Below are 25,239 nucleotides of genomic sequence, written 5' to 3'. Positions count from 1 at the left end.
GGGCCGCCGGTACAAACCGGCGGCCCTTTCCATTTCCACCGAACCCCTCCATTGCCGGAGCCGACCATGACCGGTTCGTCGCATCCTATCTCCACCCGCCTGCGCTGGGCGCTGTTCACGACGCTGTGCGTTGCCGGCGTATTCAACGCGATGGACCGGCCGATCATCGCGATCCTCAAGCCCGACATGATGGCGGACTTCGGCTGGACCGACAGCGATTTCGGAGATCTGGCGGCGGTGACGCAGTTCTCTGCCGCTTTCGCCTTCCTGTTTACCGGCTGGCTGGTCGACCGGCTGGGGGTGCACCGTTCGATGCAACTGGGTGCATCGGCCTGGAGCCTGGCCGCGATGGCGCACGGCTGGGCGATGACGACGTGGCAGGTAGTGGCCGCGCGAGTCGGGCTGGGCGTGACCGAAGCGGTCCAGACGCCGCTCACCATCAAGACCGTCGCCACGCTTTTCGAGCCGGACAGGCGCTCGCTCGCCTTCGGTTTCGCCACCTTGCTGGCGGGCGCGGGCACCATCGCCATGCCGTTCGTCATCCCGGCGATCGCGCTGGCGGTCGGCTGGCGCGGGGCGCTGGTGGTGGGCGGGATCGGTGGGTTCATCTCGCTCGTCGCATGGATGGTCCTGGCCCGCGGCCTTGCGCAATTGCGCCAGAGCACCATCCAAGCGACCGACGAGCATCCCGCAGGGGACAGCGGCGGCTACGGAAATATCCTCGCCAACCGGCAAACTTGGGGCATCGTCGTCGCCAAGGCGCTGTCGGACATGACCTGGTGGTTCATCAATTTTTGGCTGGCGGATTACTATCGCAAGGAATTCGGCCTCTCGACGCTCGAACTGGCCGTGCCGCTGGCGATTGCCTTTGCCGGTTCGGGCCTGGGAGCGCTCCTGGCGGGCTGGGCATCCACACGGCTCCTAGAGCGGGGGTGGCCGGTCAACCGGGTGCGCAAGACCGTGATGCTCGTGTCCGCGCTGGTCGTCGCGCCGCTGCCGCTGGTGCTGGCGATCGATTCCTTCTGGCCGGTGGCGGTAATGATGGGCATCGTCATGGCGGGGCACCAAGGCTTTTCGCTGTCGCTGTTCTCCACCATCACCGATGTCGTGCCCAACGCCAAGGTGGCGCGGGTGACGGCCTTCGGTGCCTTCATGGGGAATATGGGCGGGGTCGCGATCAGCCTGGTCGCGGGCCGCGTGCTGGACGCGGGGCTGGGTTTCGCGCCTCTGTTCGTGTTCGCGTCGTCGTCCTACCTGCTCGCACTGGCGTGGTTTCACTGGCTGATCCCCGTGATCCGTCGCAACGAGGGCGCCTTGGCGGTGGCCGACTGACGCGCCGGTTTGCGTGCTGGGTAAGCTGTGTTAGGTCGCTGAAATGAGTGCATTCCCGTTCAGCGCCATCGTCGGCCAGGAAGAGATGAAACTGGCCCTGCAGGTGGCGGCGGTCGACGGGCGGATCGGCGGGGTGATGATCTTCGGCGATCGCGGCACCGGCAAGTCCACCGCCGCGCGCGCGCTCGCCGCTGCATTGCCGCCGATCAAGGCGGTCGAGGGATGCCGCTATCACTGCGCGCCGGAACATCGCGGCTCCTGCCCCGATTGCTGCACCTCGAAGCGCAGCGTGGAGATCGCCGTGCCCTTCGTCGACCTGCCGCTGGGTTCGACGGAAGATCGCGTGCTGGGTACGCTGGACCTGGAAAAGGCACTGTCGACCGGCGAGAAGCATTTCGAGCCCGGGCTCCTGGCCAAGGCGCATCGCGGGTTTCTCTATATCGACGAGATCAACCTGCTGGAGGATCACGTCGTCGACCTGCTGCTCGATGTCGCCGCCTCGGGCGAAAACCTGGTCGAGCGCGAGGGGCTGAGCGTACGCCACGATGCGCGCTTCGTTCTGGTCGGCAGCGGCAACCCGGAGGAAGGCGAGCTGCGCCCGCAATTGCTCGACCGCTTCGGCCTCTCGGTCGAAGTCCGCACCCCGCAGGATCTCGACCAGCGTGTCGAGATTATGCGTCGCTGCGACGCACAGGAGCGCGATCCCAGGAAGTTTGCTGCCAAGTGGGCGGACGAGGATGCCGCCGTGCTGGCGAACATCGCTGCGGCCAAGAAAACGCTCAAGTCGGTCAAGATCTCGCCCAAGATGCTGCGCAACACGGCCGCGATCTGTCAGGCGGTGGGGGTCGATGGCCTGCGCGGCGAATTGACGCTTATGCGGGCCGCGCGGGCATTGGCGGCGCTGGAAGGCGAGAAATCGGCCACCCTCGATCATCTCACCCGCATGGCCCCGCTGGCGCTGCGCCACCGGCTGCGGCGCGACGTGCTCGACGAAACCGGCTCGACGGTCCGGATCGAACGGGCGCTCGTAGAGCTGTTCGGTTGAGCGAGACGCTCGCCAGCGATCCCGGGCTGGCGGACGCTAGGCTCGCTGCTTCACTCTTCACCAACCATCCGTTGCGCTTCAGCGGCATCGTGCTGCGCGGCTTCGGCCCGGCGCGCGATGTGCTGGTGGAACAGCTCGTGGCTGCCTTGGCGCCATTACGCCCCGTAGCCAAGCTGCCGATCAATGCCGATACGGAGCTGCTCGCAGGCGGGATCGACCTGCCCGCTACGCTGGCGAGCGGCACACGGACGATGCGCCCCGGCCTGTTCGAACGGCTCTCGAGTGGCGTTCTGGTTGTGCCCATGGCGGAGCGGCTCAACCCCGGCATTGCCGCGCAACTGGCGCAGGCGGTCGATCGCGGCGAGCTGGCGCTGGTGCTGCTCGACGACGGCATCGAGCCGGACGAAGCCCCGCCTCCGGCCCTGCTGGAGCGCGCGGCGTTCCACTGCGACCTGACCCGCGCTGATACGCTGGATTTCGCACTGGAGAGAGGTGCTGCGGCGCCGGTCCGCGCGCCAACTGCCCGCCAACGCAAGGCGCTCGCCGGAAGCGCGGCGGCTCTGGGCATTGCCTCGATCCGGCCCGTCCTGTTCGCCGAGCAGGCGGCGCGGCACCATGCGGCCTTACGTGGCGCGGCAAGGATCGCGGACGAAGACCTTGCCGCCGCAGTGCGGCTGGTGCTGGCTCCGCGCGCCACCCGCATGCCGATGGAGCAGGATGAAACCTCTCCCCCTCCGGCACCTGAGAGCACGCCTGATGAGAATGGCGACAGCAGTACTCCTCCCCCTTCGCCCGAGGACCTGCCGCTTGAAGACCTCCTCCTCGCCGCTGCCGCCGCTTCGATCCCGCCGCATGTCCTTGACCTGATGCAGCAGGGCGCCCTGCGCGAAGGGCGCGGGCAGGCCGGGCGCAGCGGGCAGAAGCAGAAGTCGGCGCGGCGCGGGCGGCCGCTCGGATCGCGGCCAGGCATGCCGGGGCAGGGGCGGCGGCTGGCGCTGGTCGATACGTTGCGCGCCGCCGCGCCTTGGCAGGGCCTGCGCCGTTCCAAGGTAGGCGCGCCGGGCACCGGGCGGCTGCATATCCGCACCGACGACCTGCACATCCGCCGTTTCGAACAGCGGCGCGAGAGCCTGACCATCTTCGCCGTCGACGCTTCCGGTTCCTCGGCGCGGGCACGGCTGGCCGAGGCCAAGGGCGCGGTCGAGCTGATGTTGGCGCAGGCGCATGTGAAGCGTTCGCAGGTCGCCCTGATTGCCTTTCGCAAGGCCGAGGCCGAAGTGCTGCTGGCCCCCACGCGCTCGCTCACCCGCGCGCGACGGGCTCTCGGGGCGCTGCCGGGCGGGGGCGGCACTCCGCTCGCTGCTGGCCTTAGGGAAGCCTTGCTGATGGCCGACAGCTCGCAGAAGCGCGGGCTCACACCCACCATCGCGCTGCTGACCGACGGTAAGGCCAATGTGGCACTTGACGGCGAGGCCGACCGCGACCGCGCCGCCGCCGAGGTCGAGCAATGGGCGCGCGCCATCGCGCTGTCCGGGCATCTCAGCGTGGTGATCGACATCGCCCCGCGCCCGCGCGAGGAAGCCGCCGCGCTCGCTGCCGCCTTGCGCGGGACCTATCTGGCGCTGCCCCATGCCCGCAGTGCGGCGATGGTCGAGGCCATCGAAACGGTCTCGGCAGCGCAAGGGCGATGAGCGGGCGCTATCCCGACTGGAACCGCGACGGTGCCGACTGGCCCATCCGCGAGCACAGCCGGTTCATCGCCAATGGCGGCTATCACTGGCACGTCCAGCGGATGGGCCCGAAAGTTGCCGGGCAAGGCGCGCCGCGCTGCCTGCTGCTGCACGGCACCGGCGCTGCGACCCATAGCTGGCGCGACCTGATGCCGCTGCTGGCCGAGCGGTTCGAAGTGCTGGCGATGGACCTGCCGGGGCACGGCTTCACCCGCTCCAACTTCGGGCAGGCGGTGACGCTGCGGGGCATGGCGGCCTCGGTCGAGGCGCTGCTGGCGGAGGAAGACTTCGCGCCCGACCTGATCGTGGGCCATTCCGCCGGAGCCGCTATCGGCATCCAGATGCTGCTCGCGAGCGGTCGCAAGGTGCCTCTGGTCGGGCTCAACCCCGCCTTGCTGCCGTTCCCCGGGCTGGCGGCCAAGCTTTTTCCCTCGCTGGCGCAACTGCTGTTCGCCAATCCCGTGGTTTCGGTCATCGTCGCCCGGATGATGCGCGCTCCGGCCGAGCCCGGGCGGTTCCTGAAACGGGCGACCGGCTCCCGCCTCGATGCGGCGGGGCTGCGGGCCTATCGCGCGCTGCTGACGAAGTCGGGCCATTGCGACGGTGCGATCCGGATGATGGCCAACTGGCGGCTCGAGGATTTGCAGGGAAGCCTGCCGCTGCTCGACGCGCCGGTCCTGCTGGTCCATGCCGAGGGCGACACGGCCATTCCCGGATCGGCAGTCGAGGGGTCGGCGAGACTCATTCCCGGTGCCCGGCTTGTCACCCTGCAGGGGCTCGGGCATCTTGCGCATGAAGAACGCCCGCAAGAGATCGCGCAACTGATCGCCGGTTTCTTCGACGACGCGCAAGGGAAGGGCTGACCATGGAAAACCTCGGCTTCATCGAGATCATCTTTTCAGGCGCCGTCGCGCTCGGCTTCGGGGCGTGGCAATTGTGGTCGGTCAACCGCGAGATTGCCAGGGACAAGGAAGCAGCGGCGAAGAAGGACGAGGCCGAATAGCGCCTGCTAGGTCTCGCGCGGCATCTTGTACGGCAGCATGAACTGCACCACCGGGTTGATCAGCCGGTCGAGCGATATGCTTTCCTGCACGGCCATGACCTTGTGCCCGAACATCCGCATTTCCAGCGCCGAACGGGCGTAGAAGGGCGAATCCTCCCACGTTTTGATCACGCTGGCATGGCCCCGGTCGGCGCGGGTCTGGCGCTGCATCAACCACAGCGTCGGCGGCAGCGGGGCAACCAGCGGCAGCTCCTCCTCGTGCGGGGTGCCGGTGTGGTCGAAGCGCAGCGCGCTGGCGAAATGGCTGCCGTCGCGCCGGGTCCCTTCGTAGATCACCCCGACGTCCCGCCCGGCGTGGGCGCGCGACCAGTGCCAGCTCTTGAAGCCGGCCTCGATCGGTTCGCTGCCGTGATTACCGTCGAGATAGCCGCTGCCCTGCCATGACACGCCCGGCTGTTCCATCTCTACCTCGACCCGGGCGCGGGGGGCATAAGCCTGCCACATGTGCCGCCCCGCCGGGTCGATGCGGAAGGGGCGGGTGTTCATCGCCTCGGGGTGGAGCACGATCCGTCCTTTGACCCGTCGCCGCCAGGGGATGCCGAGGCGGATGTCGCGTTCCTCGATATCGATGATCAGGCGATCGTTTTCCCATCGCATGGCGCTGGGGCCGATCTGCAGCTGGTCGCGCTCTTGCGAAACATCGCCCGCGCCCCGCTCGGTCATCACCCAGCGCGCGCCGCGCCGGCCGTAGAGCGCGACATTGAGGCAGCTATGATCGATCGGCGCGCCGCGACCCGACTTCTTGTAATAGGGCGAGAAGACGCTGCCGATGAATCCGATAATGGTCAGCCCGTAGGCGCCGCATTCGCTGATGGCATCGACATACCACCAGCGATAGCCTTGCGGTGGTACCACCGCGTCGAAGCACGGTCTTTCAGGACGGCCTCGCTCGCCAGTCTCCCCGACAAGGCGGCCATCGGCACGCCCGCGCCAGGATGCGTCGCCCCGCCCGCGCAATAGAGCCCACGGATCGCTGTCCGGCTCCCGGGCCGGAGGAAGGAGGCCGCCCACCCGTGCGAAGCCCGACCATAGAGCGCCCCGCCCGTCGCCGGGAAGCGTGTCGAGAAATCGTGCGGCGTGATCAGCGCGTGCGGCAGCGGCATCTCCAGCTCCAGCCCGCAGGCCTGCAGCCGCTCCAGCATGTTGGACGTGCATCGCTCTCTCTCCTCGGAGCCATAGGTGTGGGTGTCGCCATTGGCGGGCGCATTGACGATGACTTGCAGGCGCTCCGGACCGTCCGGCACTGCCCCGCCGCCACGGTCGAGCGCGCAGACATAGGCGGTGGGTGCGGAAGGCACCTGGCCCTGTTCGATCTCGGCGAACTCGCGCGGGTAATTGGGCGAGAAGAACACATTGTGGTGATCCAGTGCGAAGCCGCTCGTCCCGGACTTCGCGAGCCAGACCATGGCCGAAAGCGAACGTCTTTCCTTCGGCATCGGGCGGACCGACCTGGCAGCACTGGTGCCGAAGAGGCCCTTGGCAAGGGCCGCCGGATCGGCATTGCAGATGACCGACGGAGTATCCATCACCTCGCCGCTTTCGAGGCCGACGCCGGTCACGCGCCCTCCCTTGGTGCGGATCCAGGTGGCATTGGCCCCATAGCGGAAGCGCACCCCATTGGCGCGGGCCACCCTTTCGAGCGCCGAGGCGAGGGCGCTCATCCCGCCTTGGATCGCCCACACGCCTTGCGCCTCGACATGGGCGATCAGCATCAGCGTGGCGGGGGTATGGAAAGGGGACGAGCCGCAATAGGTGGTATAGCGGCCGAACAGCTGGCGCAGGCGCGGGTCGGCGAAATGTTCGCCCAGCACTTGCCACAGGCTCTCGTAGGGCCGGATCGCCAGCAGCGCGCCCACGCGCCACAGGCCGATGCGCCACATCAGGCCGGGCGGGTAGGTCTTGCTGCCCTGCAGGAACGGCCTGTCGAGTATGTCATGGATGCTCTTGGCTTCGGCGGCGAAGCTGCGGAATCCCTCGGCGGCACGGGCTCCGGCAAAGCGGCCCACGGCATCGACGCTGGCCTCGTGATCGGCATGGAGGTCGAGATGGCCGGTATCGTCCCACGCGTGCCGGGCCAGCACGTCGGCACGGGTGAGAGTGAGGTGATCTTCCAGCCGCGCACCGGCATCGGTGAAGATCGCTTCCAGCGCCGGGCGCATGGTAAAGACGGTGGGACCGGCATCGATATCGACACCCTCGACCGGCAATTGGCGGATCTTGCCGCCGGGCGAATGGTCCTTTTCGACCACCACCACCGGCACGCCGCGTGCCGAGAGCAGCGCAGCGCTGGCGAGTCCGCCTATGCCCGCTCCGATTATGATGGTTGGCGCTTCCGTCATTGACCGCAGGCTAACACGGGTCCAGTTCATTGGACATAACAATATGTCCAAGAACGGTGAAACCGAATTGAGCTGGAAAACTCGGTTGGTGCTGCGTCGCAACGCAGTGCTCGGCAGCGCTCGGTTCCAATCCTGGGCATCGCGCTGGCCGGTCTTTCGCAGCGTAGCCCGTTACAGGGCCGCGCGGCAGTTCAATCTCATAGCCGGATTTGTCTATACGCAGGTGACGCAGGTCTATGTCGTGACGGGTCTGCTCCCTGCCTTGCGCGCGCGGTTGATGCGCCTCGATGATGTGCAGGCGCTTGCCGGATTGAACGAAGCGGCGGCGCTGCGCTTGCTCGGTGCCGGCGAAGCGCTCGGTCTGGCCGAGTCGCCACAACCGGGCCTGTGGACGCTGGGGCAGACCGGGGCCGAACTCTCCGCGAATGAGGGCGCCATGGCGATGGTCGCGCATCATGCGTTGCTGTACCGCGATCTCGCAGATCCGCTCGAAATCTTGCGCCGTGCCCCCGGGGAGGGCAATGCGCTTGCAGCCTTCTGGACCTATGCCACTCCGGGCGAGAGCGGCCGGTCGTCGCAGCCTTATACGCAGCTGATGGCCGCAACCCAGCCGATGGTTTGGCAGCAGATCATTGGCCGTTATCGTTTTGGTTCGCATCGGCGAATGCTTGATGTCGGCGGGGGATCTGGCGGCTTTGTCGAGGCCATCGGGATCCGTGCGCCAGGTCTCGAGCTCGGTATCTTCGACCTGCCCGAAGTCATCCCGCTTGCCCGCGACCGCTTTGACGGAACCGCACTGGATGCTCGCGTGACCCTCCATCCGGGCAGCTTCCGACAGGACTCGATTCCGATCGGTTATGACCTCGTCACCCTCGTCCGCATCTTGCACGATCATGATGACGACGTGGCGCAGGCCTTGCTCGCTTCAATCTTCGAGTCGCTGCCACCTGGCGGTAAGCTCCTGATCCTCGAACCCATGGCCCAAACTAGGGGCGCCGAAGCGATGGGCGATGCCTACTTCGGACTATACCTCTGGGCCATCGGCTCCGGTCGTCCCCGTCCCTTTGCCGAGACGGCGGAAATGGTCCGAAAGGCCGGATTTGCCCGAGTCGCGGAGATCGGGACGCCGCTTCCCGTCATTGCGCGGGCATTGCTGGCTACCAAAGCAGGGTGACCGGACACTGCAAAGTGTCTAGAAAAATTGACAACCAGTCGTGTTGTGTTACCTAGACGGCTGTCGGAGTCCCTCCGCTGTACGAGTGGGACCAGAGAGGGAGCTGTTTGGAAACGTCAGCCATCATTCTCGACGCGCCAGAGCGTCTGTCCTTGCGGAACCTTGAACTGGTTCCCCTGACCGAGAACGATGTGCGTGTCGAAATCCACTGGAGCGGCATCAGCACCGGCACCGAAAAGCTCCTCTGGACCGGCAAGATGCCCGCATTTCCGGGCATGGGGTACCCGCTTGTGCCCGGATACGAGTCGATCGGCCGCGTGGTTGAAACCGGTTCTGCCACTACGTGCAGAATGGGAGAATGGGTCTTCGTTCCCGGCGCCAATTGCTATCGCGAGGCGCGCGGCCTGTTCGGCGGATCGGCCCGAACCGTCATCCTCCCCTCCGCCCGCGCGCTTTCCATCTCCGAGTCGCTCGGTCGTGACGGCATCCTTTATGCACTGGCAGCGACTGCGCTCCATGCCATCGCGCATGGCAATCCGCCCGAACTGATCGTCGGGCACGGCATCCTCGGCAGGCTGCTGGCGCGGCTGACGATCGCAGCCGGGGCGCCGCCGCCCGTGGTGTGGGACACGAATGCCGCGCGTCACGACGGGGCGCAGGGCTACAGCGTGGTCCACCCGGACGATGACGACCGGCGCGACTATGCCAGCATCTACGACGTCAGCGGCGACGCTTCGGCGATGGATGGCTTTATCGCCCGGCTGGCCAAGGGCGGCGAGCTGGTGCTGGCCGGCTTCTACAGCCAGCCGATCCAGTTCACATTCCCGCCCGCCTTCCAGCGCGAAGCGCGGCTGCGCATTGCCGCCGAATGGCAGCCCGACGATCTCGCCTCGGTCGATGCGCTGATCGCAACCGGCGCGCTCGACCTGTCGGGCCTCATTTCGCACCAGGCGCCTGCGACCGACGCGGCGCGCGCCTACCCCACCGCCTTTGAAGACCCGCAGTGCCTCAAGATGGTGCTCGACTGGAGAGAAGCCGCATGAGCATGCTGGACGTCGCCACGCTCCGCGAGGAAGCCGCGCAAGAGCCCGATCCGGTCCACACCGGAGAGACCAAGTCGGAAACGCAGGTCATCGCGATCTACGGCAAGGGCGGCAGCGGCAAGAGCTTCGCGCTGTCCAACCTCAGCTACATGATGGCGCAGCAGGGCAAGCGGGTGCTGCTGATCGGCTGCGATCCCAAAAGCGACACCACCAGCCTGCTGTTTGGCGGCAAGAGCTGCCCGACCATCATCGAAACCAGCTCCAGGAAGAAGCTGGCTGGTGAGGAAGTGACGATCGAGGACGTGTGTTTCCAGCGCGATGGCGTCTTCGCGATGGAACTGGGCGGGCCCGAAGTCGGCCGCGGATGCGGCGGCCGCGGGATCATCCACGGCTTCGAACTGCTGGAAAAGCTCGGCTTCCATGACTGGGGCTTCGACTACGTCCTGCTCGATTTCCTCGGTGACGTGGTCTGCGGCGGCTTCGGCCTGCCGATCGCGCGCGACATGTGCCAGAAAGTGATCGTCGTCGGATCGAACGACCTGCAATCGCTCTACGTCGCCAACAATGTCTGCAAGGCGGTCGAGTATTTCCGCAAGATGGGCGGCAATGTTGGCGTTGCCGGCATGATCATCAACAAGGACGACGGCACCGGCGAGGCGCAGGCATTCGCCAAGGCGGTCGACATCCCCGTGCTGACCGCGATCCCCGCCAACGAGGATATCCGCCGCAAATCGGCCAATTACCAGATAATTGGCATGCCCGGCGGCGAATGGGGTGGGCTGTTCGAAGAACTGGCGACCAATGTCGCCAATGCCCCGCCGCGTCGCCCGACCCCGCTGGAGCAGGAAGGCCTTCTAGGTCTGTTCTCGCCCGAGGACGTCGGCGGCGACATCCAGCTCGTTCCCGCGACCCAGGCCGATATGCGCGGCGGCACTTACGAAGAGAAGCCGTCGCTCGAGGTGATTTATGACGAGGTGTAGCGGATGACCGACCTCGCCGCCCCTACAGAGCGCGCCCCGGACCGGATCGATCTCGATCCGCAGTCGGCAAGCGGCTGCCATGGCGGCGCGGACACCATGCGCGACGCGGCCATCAAGGCCGGCAAGAGCGAGATCCTCGAACAGTTCGAAAAGGACTATCCGGTTGGTCCGCATGACCAACCGCAGTCGATGTGCCCAGCCTTCGGGTCGCTCCGGGTTGGGTTGAGGATGCGCCGCACAGCGACGATCCTCTCCGGGTCAGCCTGTTGTGTCTACGGGCTGACATTCACTTCGCACTTCTACGGTGCACGCCGCAGCGTCGGCTACGTTCCCTTCAGTTCGGAGACGCTCGTCACCGGCAAGCTGTTCGAGGACATCAAGGAAGCCGTCGAGCAGATGGCCGATCCGGAAAAATACGACACCATCGTCGTCACCAACCTGTGCGTCCCGACCGCCAGCGGGGTACCGCTGCGGCTGCTCCCGGACGCGATCAACGGGGTGCGGATCATCGGCATCGACGTGCCCGGGTTCGGCGTCCCGACCCATGCCGAGGCGAAGGATGTGCTCGCCGGGGCGATGCTCAAATATGCGCGCGAGGAGGCGCAGCAGGGTCCGGTGGCGGCTCCTGCCACGCGAGCCGACAAGCCTGGCGTGACCCTGCTTGGCGAGATGTTCCCGGCCGACCCGGTGGGCATCGGCATGATGCTCGCCCCGCTGGGCCTTGCAGCGGGGCCGGTGGTGCCGACCCGCGAATGGCGCGAGCTTTACGCCGCGCTCGATGGCGCCGTGATTGCCGCCATCCATCCCTTCTATACTGCCAGCGTGCGCGAATTCGAGGCGGCGGGGCGAAAGGTCGTCGGCTCTGCCCCGGTCGCCGTCGATGGCACTGCCGTATGGCTCGCCAGCATCGGCGAGGCGACGGGCGCCAGCGCGGAGCAGATCGCCGCCGCGCAGAACGTGATCCTGCCCTCGATCCGCAAGGCGCTCGCAGCCAAGCCGATCACAGGACGGATCACCGTCTCGGGCTACGAAGGCTCCGAACTGCTGGTTGCCCGCCTGCTGATCGAAAGCGGGGCCGAAGTGCCCTATGTCGGCACCGCCTGTCCGCGCACGCTGTGGTCCGATGCCGACCGCGACTGGCTCGAGGCGCGCGGAGTCCGGGTTAACTATCGCGCCAGCCTCGAGCAGGACATTGCTGCGGTCGAGGAGTTCGGGCCAGACCTCGCGATCGGCACCACGCCGGTTGTCCAGCATGCCAAGGCCAAGGCGATCCCGGCGCTCTACTTCACGAACCTCATATCCGCCCGCCCGCTGATGGGGCCGGCAGGGGCGGGGAGCCTGGCGCAGGTCGTCAATGCCGCCATCGGCAACCGCGAACGCTTCGCCCGGATGCGCGAATTCTTCGAAGGCGTCGGTGAAGGCCATGCCAGCGGGATCTGGGAAGAGACGCCTGTCGACCGGCCCAAGTTCAAGGCCAAGTATGCCGCACAGAATGCTGCCGCCGCGAAGGCTGCGGAGGCGGTGGGCTCATGACGCTGATCCTCGATCACGATCGGGCCGGTGGTTACTGGGGTGCGGTCTACGCCTTCACCGCGGTCAAGGGTCTGCAGGTGATCGTCGACGGTCCGGTCGGGTGCGAGAACCTGCCGGTCACCAGCGTGTTGCACTACACCGACGGGCTTCCTCCGCACGAGTTGCCGATCGTGGTGACCGGGCTGGGAGAGGAAGAACTCGGCAAGACCGGCACCGAAGGCGCGATGAAGCGCGCGTGGCAGTCACTCGACCCCGACCTGCCCGCCGTTGTGGTGACAGGCTCCATCGCCGAAATGATCGCTGGCGGGGTCACGCCTGAAGGCACCAATATCAAGCGCTTCCTGCCGCGCACCATCGACGAAGACCAGTGGCAGTCCGAAGACCGCGCGCTCAGCTGGCTGTGGACCGAGTTCGGGCCCAAGAAGATGCCCGAGCCGCGCAAACTCAGGGAAGGCGACAAGCCGCTCGTCAACATCATCGGGCCTTCCTACGGCATGTTCAACATGCCGAGCGACCTCGCCGAGATCCGGCGGCTGGTCGAAGGGATCGGGGCCGAGGTCAACATGGTCTTCCCGCTCGGCACGCATCTGGCGGATATCCGCCGGCTGGCCGATGCCTCGGTCAACATCTGCATGTACCGCGAGTTCGGGCGGAACCTGTGCGAGCTGCTCGAACGGCCCTACCTGCAGGCGCCCATCGGCCTCGACTCGACCACCCGCTTCCTGCGCCAGCTGGGTGATCTGACCGGGCTCGACCCCGAGGCTTTCATCACAAAGGAAAAGCACACCACGATCAAGCCGTTGTGGGACCTGTGGCGATCGGTCACGCAGGACTTTTTCGGTACCGCCAATTTCGGCATCGTCGCGAACGAGACCTACGCCCGCGGTATCCGCAACTTCCTCGAAAACGACATGGGCCTGCCTTGCGCCTTTGCCTTCAGCCGCTCGGCCGGGGTGAAGCCCGATAACCAGGCAGTGCGCGAGGCGATCGCCGAGAACCCGCCGATGGTGGTGTTTGGCAGCTACAACGAACGGATGTACATGGCTGAGTGCGGCGCGCGCGGGTTATATATCCCGGCGAGTTTCCCCGGCGCGGCGATCCGGCGGCACACCGGCACGCCCTACATGGGCTATTCCGGCGCGACCTGGCTGGTGCAGGAAGTGTGCAATGCGCTGTTCGACGCGCTGTTCCACATCCTGCCGCTATCGACCCAGATGGATGCAGGCGCCCAGACCCCGGCGCGCAACCAGGCCGCGCTCGCATGGGAGCCGGAGGCCAAGACCAAGCTCGATGCCATCGTCGAGGCGCAGCCGGTGCTGGTGCGGATTTCCGCCGCCAAGCGCCTGCGCGATGCCGCCGAGCGGCAGGCACGCCTCGCCGGAGACACAACAGTTACCGCAGACCGCCTCGCCGCGGCGCTGCTCGAAGGGGCGGGCGCATGACCCGCCGACGCCATTTGCCGGGCCCTTGTCCGGCATCACAGACCTGGGCGGCCACGTCGGCCGGCCGGGAACACCCGTGGGAGGCGCCTCTCGGCGGCTTTCGGGGGGCTAAACCGGAGAAGGAACTATGAGCGAAGACTCTGATCGCTTTGGTCCAGGGGCGTATCTCACGCCCGAGGAGGCCAAGGAATTTCACAAGATTTTCATGAGCAGCTTCATCTTTTTCACCATCGTGGCGATCATCGCCCACGCGCTGGTGTGGATGTGGCGTCCGTGGTTCCCCGGCGTGAACGGCTATGCCGCGCTCGACGATGGTGTGCGCGTGGCGCAGGCCGCCCTGACCACGTTCTTCGGATAGGAGAGAGACCATGTGGAGACTTTGGCTGATTTTCGACCCGCGTCGGACACTGGTTGCCCTGGCAATCTTCCTGTTCGTCCTGGCCCTGCTGATCCACTTCATCCTGTTGAGCACCAACCGCTTCAACTGGATCGAAGGCCCGACCGCCCCGGCGGCCACGGCCATGGTGGAACAGGCGGAAAGCCTAACCTGAACCCGGCCCCTTGAGGAGGTCATGGTGCCGTAATCCGGCACCATGCCTCCCACCGGGTTCCATCGAATGACATCCCGCAGCGCTCGCTCCTCGCGGCGCGTCGCTGGATCATGCCCAGGGGACAAGCGATGTCGCTATTGAGCTTTGAAAGAAAATACCGCGTCAGGGGAGGAACCCTGATCGGTGGCGACCTGTTCGATTTCTGGATCGGGCCGTTTTACGTCGGCTTTTTCGGAGTGGTGACCGCGATATCGGCGATCCTGGGCACGGCTCTGATCTTCTACGCTGCCTCGCAAGGGCCGACGTGGAATCCGTGGCTGATTTCCATCAATCCGCCGGACATCTCGGCCGGCCTTTCGCTGGCGCCGCTCAACCAGGGCGGGTTCTGGCAGATCATAACCTGCTGCGCGATCATCGCTTTCGTTTCGTGGGCGCTGCGCGAAGTGGAAATCTGCCGCAAGCTAGGCATGGGATACCACGTGCCCTTTGCATTCGGGGTCGCGATTCTCGCCTATGTCACGCTGGTCGTGTTTCGCCCGCTGTTGATGGGGGCATGGGGATACGGTTTCCCCTACGGTATCTTCAGCCATCTCGATTGGGTGTCGAACACCGGCTACGCCTACGTCAATTTCCACTACAACCCGGCGCACATGATAGCGGTCTCGTTCTTCTTCGTGACCTGCTTCGCGCTGGCCCTGCACGGGGCGCTGATCCTGTCGGCCGTCAATCCGAAGAAGGGCGAAACGGTCAAGACGCCGGAGTACGAGGATACGTTCTTCCGCGACTTCATCGGCTATTCGGTCGGCACCATCGGCATCCACCGCCTCGGCCTGTTCCTCGCTCTCAATGCCGGGTTCTGGAGCGCGGTGTGCATCATCATCGCCGGGCCGGTCTATGCCGAAAGCTTCCCCGAATGGTGGGAATGGTGGCGCAACATGCCGATCTGGTCGTGAGGGGGAATAGACATGGCACGCTATCAGAACATATTCACGCAGGTCCAGCTGGCGCATTCGCCGGAAATGGGGATGCCCTTGCCCAAGGGCGACGAGCCCCGGTACCGGATGACGGCCTTCAACTACTGGATGGGCAAGTTCGGGCAGGCGCAGATCGGCCCGGTCTATCTCGGCTGGACGGGCCTCGCATCGCTGCTGTTCGGCTTCTTCGCGATCGAGATCATCGGGTTCAACATGCTGGCTTCGGTCGACTGGAACCTTGCCGAATTCGTCCGCCAGTTCTTCTGGCTCGGGCTTTCGCCGCCGGGCCCGGAATGGGGCTTCACACCGTTCGTGCCCCTCAACCAGGGCGGATGGTGGATCCTCGCCGGCTTCTTCCTGACGCTATCGATCCTGCTGTGGTGGGTGCGGACCTACCGCCGGGCGAGGGCGCTGGGCATGGGCACGCATGTGGCATGGGCGTTCCTCAGCGCGATCTGGCTGTACCTGGTTTTGGGTTTCATCCGGCCATTCTTCATGGGTAGCTGGGCCGAAGCGGTGCCGTTCGGCATTTTCCCGCATCTCGAATGGACCAACAACTTCTCGCTGCTTTACGGGAACCTGTTCTACAATCCGTTCCACGCGCTTTCGATCGTCTTCCTCTATGGCTCGGCCCTGCTGTTCGCCATGCACGGCGCGACGATCCTGGCGGTGGGCCGCTACGGCGGGGAACGCGAGCTCGAACAGATCACCGACCGCGGGACGGCATCGGAACGCGCGGCATTGTTCTGGCGCTGGACGATGGGCTTCAACGCGACCATGGAATCGATCCATCGCTGGGCCTGGTGGTTCGCGGTGCTGTGCACGCTGACAGGCGGCATCGGCATCCTGCTGACAGGGACAGTGGTCGACAACTGGTACCTCTGGGCGATCGAGCACAAATACGCCAATCCCTATTAGGGTGCGCAGTACGACGGCCCCCCTCCCAACCGTCGTCACGCCGAGGGGTCCGGCCGAAAGACCGGGCCCCTTCGTTTTGGAAGGTCCCGGCGTGCTACGGGAACCGGGAGCGCGACCCGGCCGTTGCCCGGACAAGACGACAAGGAAATCGCCATGAAAACCGGAACCATCCTGCCTCTCGCAATCCTTGCCGCTGCGCTTGCCGCCTGCGGCCAGTCGGCCGAGCCGGCACCGCCCTCCGACGGGATGGAACTGGCCGAAGATGCGAGCGACGGGACAGTCGCGGACGAGATGGACTCCGGTGCTCCGCCGATCCGTGAAGGTGGCGGCATGGCGCCCGGCGCTGCCGACAATCCCAACGAGCCGGTCGTGCCCGATACCGCGCCGCAACCGGCTGAGAGCGAGGCTGCCGAAGTCCGCTAGTCGCCAAGGTGCCGGTCTGTCGCGGGAGCCTCCGCCCCCGGGACCCGGCGTAGCCGAAGGTCGGCGATATGTACCGGAAACGCCGCGGCAAGCGGCACGGCTATCCATGGCCAGCCAGCACCCGTCAACGCGGCGCGCAAGGCTATCATCATCAGCACCGCCGGTCCGAGTGCAGCCAAGACCGCCGACGGACGGCGACCTCGCGCAAGCAGCACGGCGGCTTCGAGAGCGAGCACTGCAAACACGACATCGACGGCGCTTCCGCTGGTGAAAAATTCGCTGATGCCGGGTGCGTTCAACCGAACGGGCCGTTCAGTTGCACCACCTGCCAGTTCAGTGCGCCTGCGATCGTGACCCAGGCGAGGTAGGGCAGCAGCAGAAGCGCCGCGCCCTTGGAAAACCGGCCGCAAAACCAGATCAGCACCGCGATCGACAGCCACAGCAAGAGCAGCTCGTAGAACGCATAATCGGGGCGCTGCAGGCGGAAGAAGAGGAAGCTCCACAGGATGTTGAGGAACCCGTTGAGCGCAAACAGGCCGACCATGATTTCGCTGTCGCGGCGTGAGGTGGCAGCCTGCCAGCCGACCACGGCCGCCAGCGCGATGAGGGCGAAGATGGCCGTCCAGATGATCCCGAACAGGTAGTCGGGTGGAGCCCACTTGGGTTGCTCAAGGCTGTAGTACCATTGGTCGAGAACAGTGATCGTGCTGCCGACGACCGCGGTGATGAGGGCGAAGGCAGCAGCGATGACGACGGGAAGAAGCGCTGCGCGGTTCATCCGTGGACCGTCTTCAGCCCGAACAGATGACCCAGGTCCTTGAGGAATATTCTCATGTGGGCAGCCGGCTCCCTTCGCACGAGCTCCTTGTTCATATAGGCTTCCCAGGTAAGCCGCTGCACATCGGGATCGGCGCACATTTTGACGAAGCGCTCGCGCCGCTTGTCGCTCGAATACCAGAAATACTGCATCACTCCGAGTATCCAGAAAACTCGCCCGTGCGCCTTCATGAAGGCCTTGCGGGCGCCCTTCAAGGCCGCGGGATCGCCGCTGGCGAGGAACGCACCTGCCGCCGTCGCCGCCATGCGTCCGGCCGTCATGGCATAATAGATACCTTCCCCCGAAGATGGTGCCACCACTCCGGCCGCATCGCCGGCCACGATGACGTTGCGCCCGTTGTCCCACCGCCGCAGCGGCTTGAGCGGGATTGGCGCGCCCTCCTTGCGCAAGGTACGCCAGTGCGCGAGGCCCGTCTGCTCGCGCATGAGCCCCGTGGTTTCGCGCAGCGGGAAGCCCTTGTTGGCACTGCCGAGCCCGATGCTGGCGGTCTTGCCGTGGGGAAAGATCCAGGCATAGAAATCGGGCGACAGATGGCCTTGGTAGTACACGTCGCACCGCGTGGGATCGTAATCTTCCGTGATCCGGTCAGGCACTTCGACCACTTCGTGGTAGGCGAAGACGCATTTGACGCTGCCGCCCCCCGGAATGCACTGCCGGGCGACTTTGGACCGGGCGCCATCGGCGCCGATCACGCAGCGCGCGCTCGCTGTTTTCACGGCCGAACTGCGGTCCGCCCGGTAGACTACCGTGGCGTTGCCGTTCGGATCGTCGAGGACCTGTTCGACCGCACCCGTTACTCTGGTCGCCCCATGGCTCGCTGCGCGAGACCGCAACCATTCGTCGAAATGTTCGCGGTCCACCATCCCGACGAAGCCTTCGCCGACGGGCATCGTCACGGTCGCGTTCGAAGGAGCGATGATCCGCGCCGATTTCGCATGGGCGACCAGCAGGCTTTGCGGAATGGCAAAATCCTTGAGCAGGCGAGGCGGAACCGCCCCGCCGCAGGGTTTGATCCGGCCCGCCTTATCGAGCAGCATCACCTTGTAGCCGGCCTGGGCAAGGTCGTTTGCAGCGGTTGCGCCCGATGGTCCCCCACCGACCACGATTACATCGAAATCGGGTGTCCGCGTCATTGCGCCAATACCTCCCCATGGGCTGGTGCGCGGACGAGGGTCGTTCCCGTGGCCACCAGCGCAGCAGCAACGAACAACGCCGCTTCGATGCAGAAAACCACTCGGAACGCGTCGCCATCGCTGAGCATCGCAGCTCGAAGCACATCGACCAGCACCGCGCCCGACAGCCCGCCGAGGCCGAAAGCGACGGCCTGGGCTGCGCCCCAGACACCCATGCGTGCGCCTTCTCCGGCGCCGTCGGCCTTGCGAGCCAGTCCAAGCATGGAGCCCACTGCGGCCACCGCAAAAACCCCGTTGGCGAGGCCGAGGCCGAACACATTGGCCTTGAGCGGCCACGCCGGACCCTGGCTCGCCGCCATCGCAAGACCGCCCAGCATGAGAGCCGACCCGATGCATCCGGCGACGATCCAGATGCTGAGATCGGCACCGAATCGCCGGGAATAGAGGCTGCCGCCGATCCCTGCGACCATCATGCCGGCCAGCACACCGCTGTGCTGGACCCCGGCAAGCCGGGTCGATTCGCCCGGGGTCATCCCGAACACGATCCCTGCAAAGGGTTCGAGGATCAGGTCCTGCATGCTGTAGGCCAGCATCGACAGGAACACGAAATAGGTGAACCGGCGCGCCTCGCGTTCTTGCCAGATACGGGCCAGCGCGGCGGCGAAGGGAAGCCGGGACTGTGGCGCGTCCGACTGGTCGACCGGCGGCGTATCGCGCTCCACATGGCGCAGCGCGGCGATTCCCGCGCCGAACGCACCGAGCGCGACGAGCGATGCAACGATGGCCAACCGTTCTTCGCTATAGGGATCGAGATTGGACCCGGAGATTGCGGCGGCAACGACGATTCCCGCCACCATCATGCTCCAGCAGATTGCGGCTGCCGGGGCCTTGCGCGCGGCCGTCGTGCGAGACGCCAGCAAGGCAAGGAGCGCGGTGCCCGACATGCCTACGCCGAACCCGATCAGAGTGAAACCTGCGACGGCCGCCAGTGCCGCTAGCAGGCCCGGCTGAGCCATCATCACCGTCGCATCGACCGCCAGTAGCGTTCCCAGCGCCAATATGCCGAGACCGGCGATGATCCAAGATGTGCGGTTCTGCGACCGGTCCGATGTGTGTCCCCACAGTGGCCGGGTCAGCTGCACCGCGTAGTGCCACGCGACAAGGGCAGCAGGAACCGCTGCGGGGATGGCGTATTCGACCACCATCAGCCGATTCAGCAGCGATGTCGACAGCATCACCATGGCGCCGATTGCAGCCTGCACCACGCCGAGGCGGACAATTGCTATCCAGCCCAGTCCGGCGCCGGTGGCTTGCATCAGACGTACCCCCCGAGGCCGAGTGCGGACGCCAGCATTCCCAGCACGTAGAGCGAGACGCCCGTGGCATTGTAGGTTGGCGCGTAGGCCGCCGGTTCGCGTACGAGGCGACGCATGAAGACGAGCTGCGCGGCCAGCAGCAAAGCAACGATCGCCGCCGCGATGGCCATGCCCAGCGCCGCCAGCAGCGCGATGACCGCCATCTGCGGCAAAGCCATGACTGCGCAGGCCAGCAGGGCGGCGGGTCGTTCGCCCAATACCACCGGCAGCGACCGCAACCCGGTTGCCCTGTCACCGGCAACTGCCTTGAAATCGTTGAGTGTCATGATCCCGAAAGCACCGAGGCTGTAGAGCAGCAGGACGGCGAGGACTTCGACAGACGGCAGGCCGCCGAGCATGATACTGGAGCCGGTGAACCAGGACAGGCCCTCGTAGCTGAGGGCGCAGGCCAGCGGCCCCCACCAGCCGCTCCGCTTCAGGCGCAGCGGCGGGGCGGAATAGGCCCAACCCATGAACAGTGCAGCGCATGTCGCGAGCAGGACCCAAGGCCCCAGTACCGCGCCGAGAAGCATCGAAAGCATAGCGCCGGCGAGCGCGATCCAGACCGGCCATCGCCCGGGAACGCGGCCCGACGGGATGGGTCTGCCGGGTTCGTTGATGGCATCCACGTGCCGGTCGCACCAGTCGTTGATGACCTGGCTGGTGCCGCATACGATCGGACCGGTCAGTGCCAGCCCGCCCAGCAGGAACAGCCAGTTGGCGGACAGGGATGCACCGGAAGCGACCACACCGCACAGGAACGCCCACATGGGCGGAAACCAGGTGATCGGCTTGGTGAGTTCGACTAGATCCCGCAGGGCGGGTGGGCCCGCAACCGGAGTCGAGATCGCCGTTTGTGCCATGGGTAGAGGCTACGCCCCACCCGTAGGACTGTCAATTATATTGGACAGTCGAAGTGTACAGCGGGTTTGCTGTGCCCCGACCGTCGCTAGTCGCGCGGATCAAGGTCGCCAAGACCGTGGCGGTGCATCTTCGAATACAGGCTCTGCCGGCTCAGCCCGAGGATCTCGGCCGCAGATGCCCGGTTGTCGGACGTATGGATCAGTGCCGCTTCGATGCACATGCGTTCGATCAGGTCCGTGCTTTCGCGGACAATCTCCTTGAGCGGCTTGCGCCCGACAAGTTCAGTCAGCTGTTCGACCGATCGCGGCATTTCTTCCTCGCTCGCCGGTAGGTCACGTTCGCGCCGTGCGACGAGGCGGATGGCGAAACCGTACAGGGGACCATCGTCCTCGATTGCCAGCGCCGAGATCTCGACCGGTTCTTCGAACCCGGTGAGGTCCACCACCACCGAGGAAAAGTTGCGCAGGGTCCCATGATCGCGCAACTGCTTGCGGATCAGCGCCAGGTCGACATCGGGGCGGCCGATGAAGCGCTCCAGCGGCTGGCCCACAAGTTGTTCCACCGAACCGGCCTGGACCAGTTCGGCGAACGACTTGTTGGCAACGACGATCTTGTGCTTCGCATCGGCCAGCACGAAGGCGTCAGGCATTTGCTCAAGTGCATGGAGGACAAGGCGGTCGGTCTGCCGCAGGGGCAGCGATTGTCGCCCTGGGTCGACATTGACCAGCCACAATTGCCGGCCTGCCTGGCGGAAGGTGGAGAGCGACAGCCGCACCGGCTCCTTGTGGGCGACGAGCTGCAGCTCCAGCGGCTCGACTGCGGTGCCGCGGGCTGTTGCCGCGCCGATGTGGGTCAGCAGGCGGTCGCGGTCCTTGCCGTCGACCAAGGCGGTCAACGGTTTGCCGTCGAGCCCGCCTGCGCCGGCTCCCACCAGCGCGTGCATCGCACGATTGGCCTGCTGGATCTCCAGCCGCGCGGCATCGGCGATGATGACGGGATGGGAAATGGTATCGAACAGCAGCCGGTATCGCGTCTCCGTCTGGCGGAGGGCGAGGTAATCCCGTTCCATCGATTGCTGCGTCTTCAGCAGTCTCTGCTGCATGCTGGCCATACCGCGCATGTCCTGCCCGATGGCGAGTGCCCAACGGCCCTTGTGGGGGCGGATCAGCCGATAGCGGACGGGCACTTCCTCGCCATCATGCCGATGGTTGACCTGCCGCCAGGTGCGGTCGCGCCCCTGCCGCGTATCGAGCATGCGTTCGATCTTCGGGCGGCTTTCGGTCGTTACCGTCTCGACCCATTTCTGCCCGATCCAGCGGCTTGCGATCGACTGGTCATCCCCGCGTACCGAGATGTCGCGAATGATGCTGTATTCGTCGATCGCCAGCATGAAATCGCCAGCGCAATAGGCCAGCTCGATCACATCGTCCTGCGTAAAGTTGCCGAACACGGCATCCGGTTCGCTGAAAGGGATCCGGTCCCCTTCGGATGTCGGCGCGTCCATTCTCGCGGGGTCCCTACACCAGAGCGGAGAAAGGTGCGGCGACTGCCGGAACCAGCATGTTGGCGATTTCCAGCGCCGCCAGGGCGTCGGCGGCGGTTGCATCGGCACCGCATGCGCTGGCAAGGTCAGGTTGCTCGTTGATCAGGCGGCCACCCACCATGACGCGAATTCCCGGGTTGCTGGAGACAGACCTGATCGAGCTGACCAGGCTGGAGAGCGCCGCCGTAGGGCAGTCGTTACTGGCGGTCAATCCGACGAGGTCGTAATGCCTCCCGGCGAGTTTGCTCAGGAGGTCCGAAGTGGTCGGTTCGATCAGCGGCTCGGCATACCATCCGGCCCGCTCGAAGCACTCGCTGATCATCAGTGTGCCGAGGCTGTGCTGGTCGCCCGGCATGGTCGAGAAGAGCGCCGTGCGCGGGCCGTGACCGCGCAGCTGCGCCTGCGGGACCCGGTGCCCCAATTCGCGCAGGACTTCCTGGATGCGCCACAGCCCCATCGTTACATCGAGAAAGTCGCGCTGGTCGTCCTCCCACATGACTCCGAGCTTGCGGGCAGCCGGAGCCAGCAGGTCGACATAGATATGTTCGACCGAACTGCCTCGCGTCAGGCAATCGTCGATAAAATCGAGCAAGGTGGCCGCCTCGCCGGCGATGGTCATTTCGGCGAAGGCTGTGACATCGGCATCGGAAACCGGGAACAGCGCATTGGCAGCCATGCCGGCACGGGACGACAGGTCTGCGGCGTCGCCGCCTTGCCCAGTATCCTCTGCAACCAGCCGGGGTATGACGAGCCTTTCGATGAGCGCGGGCAGGTCGATCGGTTCCTCGACCACAGTCAGATGCGGTTCTTCGCTCTCGGGTATTGCAGCATTGTCCTGCCCGGAACCGAACAGGCTGATCCGCCAATCGTCCAACCGGGACCGCAATGCCGAGATACCGAAGACGCTGGCCATGTCAGACTCTCCCAGAGGTCTGGTCGGCGTGACATAACGTCGGCCAGGCAAGCGGCCATTGCCGTCGAGCACGAGTCGCAACCTATGCCAGATCGCACGTCTTGGCAAATCCCTGTTGTAAACTTTCCAGAACGTCCAAAAAACTTGACACTTTCCTCCGGCGAGGCGTAGCTTCCCTTCATAGAAATGCGGGAGAGTGCCACTGTCCTCTTGGGGACCTCGAACGCCGACCGGTGGAGTCGGCACCCCGGCCCAAGCTGAGGCTCCGGGAACAGCGCGGCCATTGTACACCCCGGCCCAGCGCGCCCGCCGCGACTCCACGATCTGGACAATAGTGCAGGGCATCCTCGCCCCCGTGCAGTTCCTCGTTTTCGGCGTCAGTTTGGTGCTGGTGTTGCGCTTCCTCGCGACTGGGGAGGGGGAGGAGGCAGCAAATGTCTCGATCCTGATCAAAACGGCCGTCCTCTACACCATCATGGTCACCGGCTCGATCTGGGAGAAGGTGGTGTTTGACGAATGGCTCTTCGCCGAGTCGTTTTTCTGGGAAGACATGTTTTCCATGGCAGTGCTGGCGCTGCACACCGCCTATGTGGTGATGCTGTGGAACGGGTGGGGCACGGCGGAGATCCGGATGTATGTCGCGCTCGCGGCCTATGCGACCTATGTGGTCAATGCTGTGCAGTTCCTGTGGAAACTGCGGATCGCGCGGCTTCAATCGGAACCTGTGCCAGATCCTTCGGCGGCCCTCGCATGAACGCACCGGCCATCCTGCGCACGGACGACGGGAGCGATTGCGCTCCAAGAACAGACGGGATCCTGCGCGAACGCGGCCAGCGCGAAGTCTTCTGCGGGCTTACCGGGATCGTTTGGCTGCACCGCAAGATGCAGGACGCGTTTTTCCTCGTCGTCGGCTCGCGCACCTGCGCGCATCTGATGCAGTCGGCCGCCGGCGTGATGATTTTCGCCGAGCCGCGTTTCGCCACCGCGATAATGGAGGAACGCGATCTTGCGGGCCTCGCCGATGCGAATGACGAGCTCGACCGGATCGTCGACCAGCTGCTGGCGCGGCGGCCGGAAATCAAGGCGCTGTTCCTCGTCGGCAGCTGCCCGTCCGAAGTGATCAAGCTCGACCTTTCCAAGGCAGCGCAGCGACTGGGCACCAAACATGCGCCGCGGGTGCGCGTGCTCAACTATTCGGGCAGCGGGATCGAGACGACCTTCACCGAAGGCGAAGACGCCTGCCTCACCGCGCTGGTGCCGGAAATGCCGGTGCTGGGTGAAGGCGACCCTGCCAATCTCGTGGTGATCGGCTCGTTGCCGGACATCGTCGAGGACCAGTTCCGGCGGCTGTTTGCCGAGATCGGGATTGAATGGGTGGCGAGCCTGCCCGAACGCTGCATTTCCAACCTGCCCGGTGTCGGGCCCAACACCCGTTTCCTCCTCGCCCAGCCGTTCCTCAACGAAACCGCCCATGCGCTGGAGAAGCGCGGCGCGCAGCGGATCGATACGCTGTTCCCGTTCGGGGTGGAGGGCACCACCGCCTGGCTCCATGCCGCCGCTGCCGTTTTCGGGATCGATGCGGCGAAGGTTGATGCGGTCATCGCCCCCTATCAGGATCGCGCCCGCACCGCACTGGCGCACCATCGCGCAAAGCTTGCCGGCAAGTCGATCTTCTTCATGCCCGACTCGCAGCTGGAGGTGCCGCTCGCGCGCTTCCTAGCCAATGAGCTGGGTATGGTGCTGACCGAAGTCGGCACGCCCTACCTGCATCGCGCGCACCTGGCGCAGGAGCTCGCCGCGCTGCCCGCCGGGGTCCAGCTCAGCGAAGGGCAGGACGTCGAAAAGCAGCTCGACAGGGTCCGCGCCACCCGCGCCGACCTGACCGTATGTGGTCTCGGCCTCGCGAACCCGCTCGAGGCGGAAGGGCTTTCGACCAAGTGGGCGATCGAGCTGGTGTTCTCGCCCATCCACGGTTTCGACCAGGCCGGGGACCTGGCCGAACTCTTCGCCCGTCCGCTGCGCCGCCGCGACCTGTTGAGGATATAG

The 25,239-nt window shown here is 65.7% G+C and carries 26 protein-coding genes; 17 read left to right on the top strand and 9 right to left on the bottom strand.

Translation table 11 applies throughout. The annotated features are described in order from the left end of the window. Positions 1-66 precede the first annotated feature (66 nt). Genes WAB17_RS04060 through WAB17_RS04040 form a run of 5 tightly spaced genes read left to right on the top strand, consistent with a single transcriptional unit; the run spans position 67 to position 5,110 of the window. On the top strand, positions 67-1,332 hold the full coding sequence (locus WAB17_RS04060; protein ID WP_435418752.1) for an MFS transporter: 1,266 nt from the start codon (positions 67-69) through the stop codon (positions 1,330-1,332). Between the two features lie 43 nt (positions 1,333-1,375). Then, on the top strand, positions 1,376-2,377 hold the full coding sequence (gene bchI / locus WAB17_RS04055; RefSeq protein WP_435418751.1) for a magnesium chelatase ATPase subunit I: 1,002 nt from the start codon (positions 1,376-1,378) through the stop codon (positions 2,375-2,377). Further along, a complete protein-coding gene (locus WAB17_RS04050; protein ID WP_435418750.1) occupies positions 2,374-4,068 on the top strand; it encodes a VWA domain-containing protein in 1,695 nt (564 codons plus the stop codon). The genes bchI and WAB17_RS04050 overlap by 4 nt, the downstream gene beginning before the upstream one ends. Then, the gene (bchO, locus tag WAB17_RS04045) at positions 4,065-4,970 is read left to right on the top strand and encodes an alpha/beta fold hydrolase BchO (RefSeq protein WP_435418749.1); all 906 of its coding nucleotides are present in this window, start codon (positions 4,065-4,067) and stop codon (positions 4,968-4,970) included. Before WAB17_RS04050 ends, bchO begins: the two co-directional genes overlap by 4 nt. 2 nt (positions 4,971-4,972) lie before the next feature. Next, positions 4,973-5,110: a hypothetical protein gene (locus tag WAB17_RS04040; RefSeq protein WP_435418748.1), complete on the top strand. Its 138-nt coding sequence runs from the start codon at positions 4,973-4,975 to the stop codon at positions 5,108-5,110. Positions 5,111-5,116: 6 nt separating this feature from the next. Here WAB17_RS04040 and WAB17_RS04035 read toward each other — a convergent pair whose 3' ends face one another. After that, on the bottom strand, positions 5,117-6,025 hold the full coding sequence (locus WAB17_RS04035) for a hypothetical protein (RefSeq protein ID WP_435418747.1): 909 nt from the start codon (positions 6,023-6,025) through the stop codon (positions 5,117-5,119). Then, positions 5,956-7,509 carry a 1-hydroxycarotenoid 3,4-desaturase CrtD gene (gene crtD, locus WAB17_RS04030; RefSeq protein ID WP_435418746.1) on the bottom strand — a complete coding sequence of 518 codons (1,554 nt, stop codon included), beginning with the start codon at positions 7,507-7,509 and terminating at the stop codon, positions 5,956-5,958. The genes WAB17_RS04035 and crtD overlap by 70 nt, the downstream gene beginning before the upstream one ends. A gap of 43 nt (positions 7,510-7,552) precedes the next feature. Here crtD and WAB17_RS04025 point away from each other — a divergent pair, with 43 nt between their 5' ends. From WAB17_RS04025 to WAB17_RS03980, 10 genes are all read left to right on the top strand, one after another. Beyond that, positions 7,553-8,683, top strand: a complete 1,131-nt coding sequence (locus WAB17_RS04025) for a methyltransferase (protein WP_435418745.1) — start codon at positions 7,553-7,555, stop codon at positions 8,681-8,683. A 107-nt stretch (positions 8,684-8,790) separates the two neighbouring features. Next, positions 8,791-9,726: a chlorophyll synthesis pathway protein BchC gene (bchC, locus tag WAB17_RS04020; RefSeq protein ID WP_435418744.1), complete on the top strand. Its 936-nt coding sequence runs from the start codon at positions 8,791-8,793 to the stop codon at positions 9,724-9,726. Then, positions 9,723-10,706, top strand: coding sequence for a chlorophyllide a reductase iron protein subunit X (locus WAB17_RS04015; protein WP_435418743.1), 984 nt, complete (start codon positions 9,723-9,725; stop codon positions 10,704-10,706). Before bchC ends, WAB17_RS04015 begins: the two co-directional genes overlap by 4 nt. A 3-nt stretch (positions 10,707-10,709) precedes the next feature. Continuing rightward, positions 10,710-12,239: a chlorophyllide a reductase subunit Y gene (bchY, locus tag WAB17_RS04010; RefSeq protein ID WP_435418742.1), complete on the top strand. Its 1,530-nt coding sequence runs from the start codon at positions 10,710-10,712 to the stop codon at positions 12,237-12,239. Further along, positions 12,236-13,681 carry a chlorophyllide a reductase subunit Z gene (gene bchZ, locus WAB17_RS04005; RefSeq protein ID WP_435418741.1) on the top strand — a complete coding sequence of 482 codons (1,446 nt, stop codon included), beginning with the start codon at positions 12,236-12,238 and terminating at the stop codon, positions 13,679-13,681. Before bchY ends, bchZ begins: the two co-directional genes overlap by 4 nt. A 127-nt stretch (positions 13,682-13,808) precedes the next feature. After that, a complete protein-coding gene (gene pufB / locus WAB17_RS04000) occupies positions 13,809-14,039 on the top strand; it encodes a light-harvesting antenna LH1, beta subunit (protein WP_435418740.1) in 231 nt (76 codons plus the stop codon). 10 nt (positions 14,040-14,049) lie between these two features. Continuing rightward, positions 14,050-14,232, top strand: a complete 183-nt coding sequence (pufA, locus tag WAB17_RS03995; protein WP_435418739.1) for a light-harvesting antenna LH1, alpha subunit — start codon at positions 14,050-14,052, stop codon at positions 14,230-14,232. Between the two features lie 128 nt (positions 14,233-14,360). Continuing rightward, positions 14,361-15,185 carry a photosynthetic reaction center subunit L gene (gene pufL, locus WAB17_RS03990; protein WP_435418738.1) on the top strand — a complete coding sequence of 275 codons (825 nt, stop codon included), beginning with the start codon at positions 14,361-14,363 and terminating at the stop codon, positions 15,183-15,185. A gap of 12 nt (positions 15,186-15,197) precedes the next feature. Then, on the top strand, positions 15,198-16,124 hold the full coding sequence (gene pufM / locus WAB17_RS03985; RefSeq protein ID WP_435418737.1) for a photosynthetic reaction center subunit M: 927 nt from the start codon (positions 15,198-15,200) through the stop codon (positions 16,122-16,124). 153 nt (positions 16,125-16,277) lie between these two features. After that, a complete protein-coding gene (locus tag WAB17_RS03980; RefSeq protein ID WP_435418736.1) occupies positions 16,278-16,547 on the top strand; it encodes a hypothetical protein in 270 nt (89 codons plus the stop codon). On the opposite strand, the gene WAB17_RS03975 is transcribed toward WAB17_RS03980, so the two are convergent. The 7 genes from WAB17_RS03975 to WAB17_RS03945 all read right to left on the bottom strand — a co-directional run bounded on the left by WAB17_RS03975 (position 16,544) and on the right by WAB17_RS03945 (position 23,193). Then, positions 16,544-16,846: a hypothetical protein gene (locus tag WAB17_RS03975; protein WP_435418735.1), complete on the bottom strand. Its 303-nt coding sequence runs from the start codon at positions 16,844-16,846 to the stop codon at positions 16,544-16,546. The genes WAB17_RS03980 and WAB17_RS03975 overlap by 4 nt on opposite strands. Further along, positions 16,843-17,325: a TspO/MBR family protein gene (locus tag WAB17_RS03970; protein WP_435418734.1), complete on the bottom strand. Its 483-nt coding sequence runs from the start codon at positions 17,323-17,325 to the stop codon at positions 16,843-16,845. The genes WAB17_RS03975 and WAB17_RS03970 overlap by 4 nt, the downstream gene beginning before the upstream one ends. Then, positions 17,322-18,518, bottom strand: coding sequence for a geranylgeranyl diphosphate reductase (locus WAB17_RS03965; RefSeq protein ID WP_435418733.1), 1,197 nt, complete (start codon positions 18,516-18,518; stop codon positions 17,322-17,324). Before WAB17_RS03965 ends, WAB17_RS03970 begins: the two co-directional genes overlap by 4 nt. Then, positions 18,515-19,834, bottom strand: coding sequence for a BCD family MFS transporter (locus tag WAB17_RS03960; protein WP_435418732.1), 1,320 nt, complete (start codon positions 19,832-19,834; stop codon positions 18,515-18,517). The genes WAB17_RS03965 and WAB17_RS03960 overlap by 4 nt, the downstream gene beginning before the upstream one ends. Further along, complete coding sequence (chlG, locus tag WAB17_RS03955; protein ID WP_435418731.1) at positions 19,834-20,736, bottom strand: chlorophyll synthase ChlG; 903 nt, start codon at positions 20,734-20,736, stop codon at positions 19,834-19,836. Before chlG ends, WAB17_RS03960 begins: the two co-directional genes overlap by 1 nt. Before the next feature lie 86 nt (positions 20,737-20,822). Continuing rightward, the gene (gene ppsR / locus WAB17_RS03950) at positions 20,823-22,241 is read right to left on the bottom strand and encodes a transcriptional regulator PpsR (protein ID WP_435418730.1); all 1,419 of its coding nucleotides are present in this window, start codon (positions 22,239-22,241) and stop codon (positions 20,823-20,825) included. 13 nt (positions 22,242-22,254) lie between these two features. Then, positions 22,255-23,193, bottom strand: a complete 939-nt coding sequence (locus WAB17_RS03945; RefSeq protein WP_435418729.1) for a cobalamin B12-binding domain-containing protein — start codon at positions 23,191-23,193, stop codon at positions 22,255-22,257. A 283-nt stretch (positions 23,194-23,476) separates the two neighbouring features. Between WAB17_RS03945 and bchF the strand changes: the two genes are divergently transcribed. Together bchF and WAB17_RS03935 are read left to right on the top strand one after the other, a co-directional pair. Beyond that, positions 23,477-23,947 carry a 2-vinyl bacteriochlorophyllide hydratase gene (gene bchF / locus WAB17_RS03940; RefSeq protein ID WP_435418728.1) on the top strand — a complete coding sequence of 157 codons (471 nt, stop codon included), beginning with the start codon at positions 23,477-23,479 and terminating at the stop codon, positions 23,945-23,947. Further along, positions 23,944-25,239 (top strand): ferredoxin:protochlorophyllide reductase (ATP-dependent) subunit N, encoded by a 1,296-nt coding sequence (locus tag WAB17_RS03935; RefSeq protein ID WP_435418727.1) that lies wholly within the window; start codon positions 23,944-23,946, stop codon positions 25,237-25,239. The genes bchF and WAB17_RS03935 overlap by 4 nt, the downstream gene beginning before the upstream one ends.

This window comes from Parerythrobacter aurantius (assembly GCF_045291475.1).
Taxonomy (GTDB): Bacteria; Pseudomonadota; Alphaproteobacteria; order Sphingomonadales; family Sphingomonadaceae; genus Parerythrobacter; species Parerythrobacter aurantius.
Note: the sequence above shows the minus strand (reverse complement) of the source record. Positions and strands in the feature narration are given on the sequence as shown.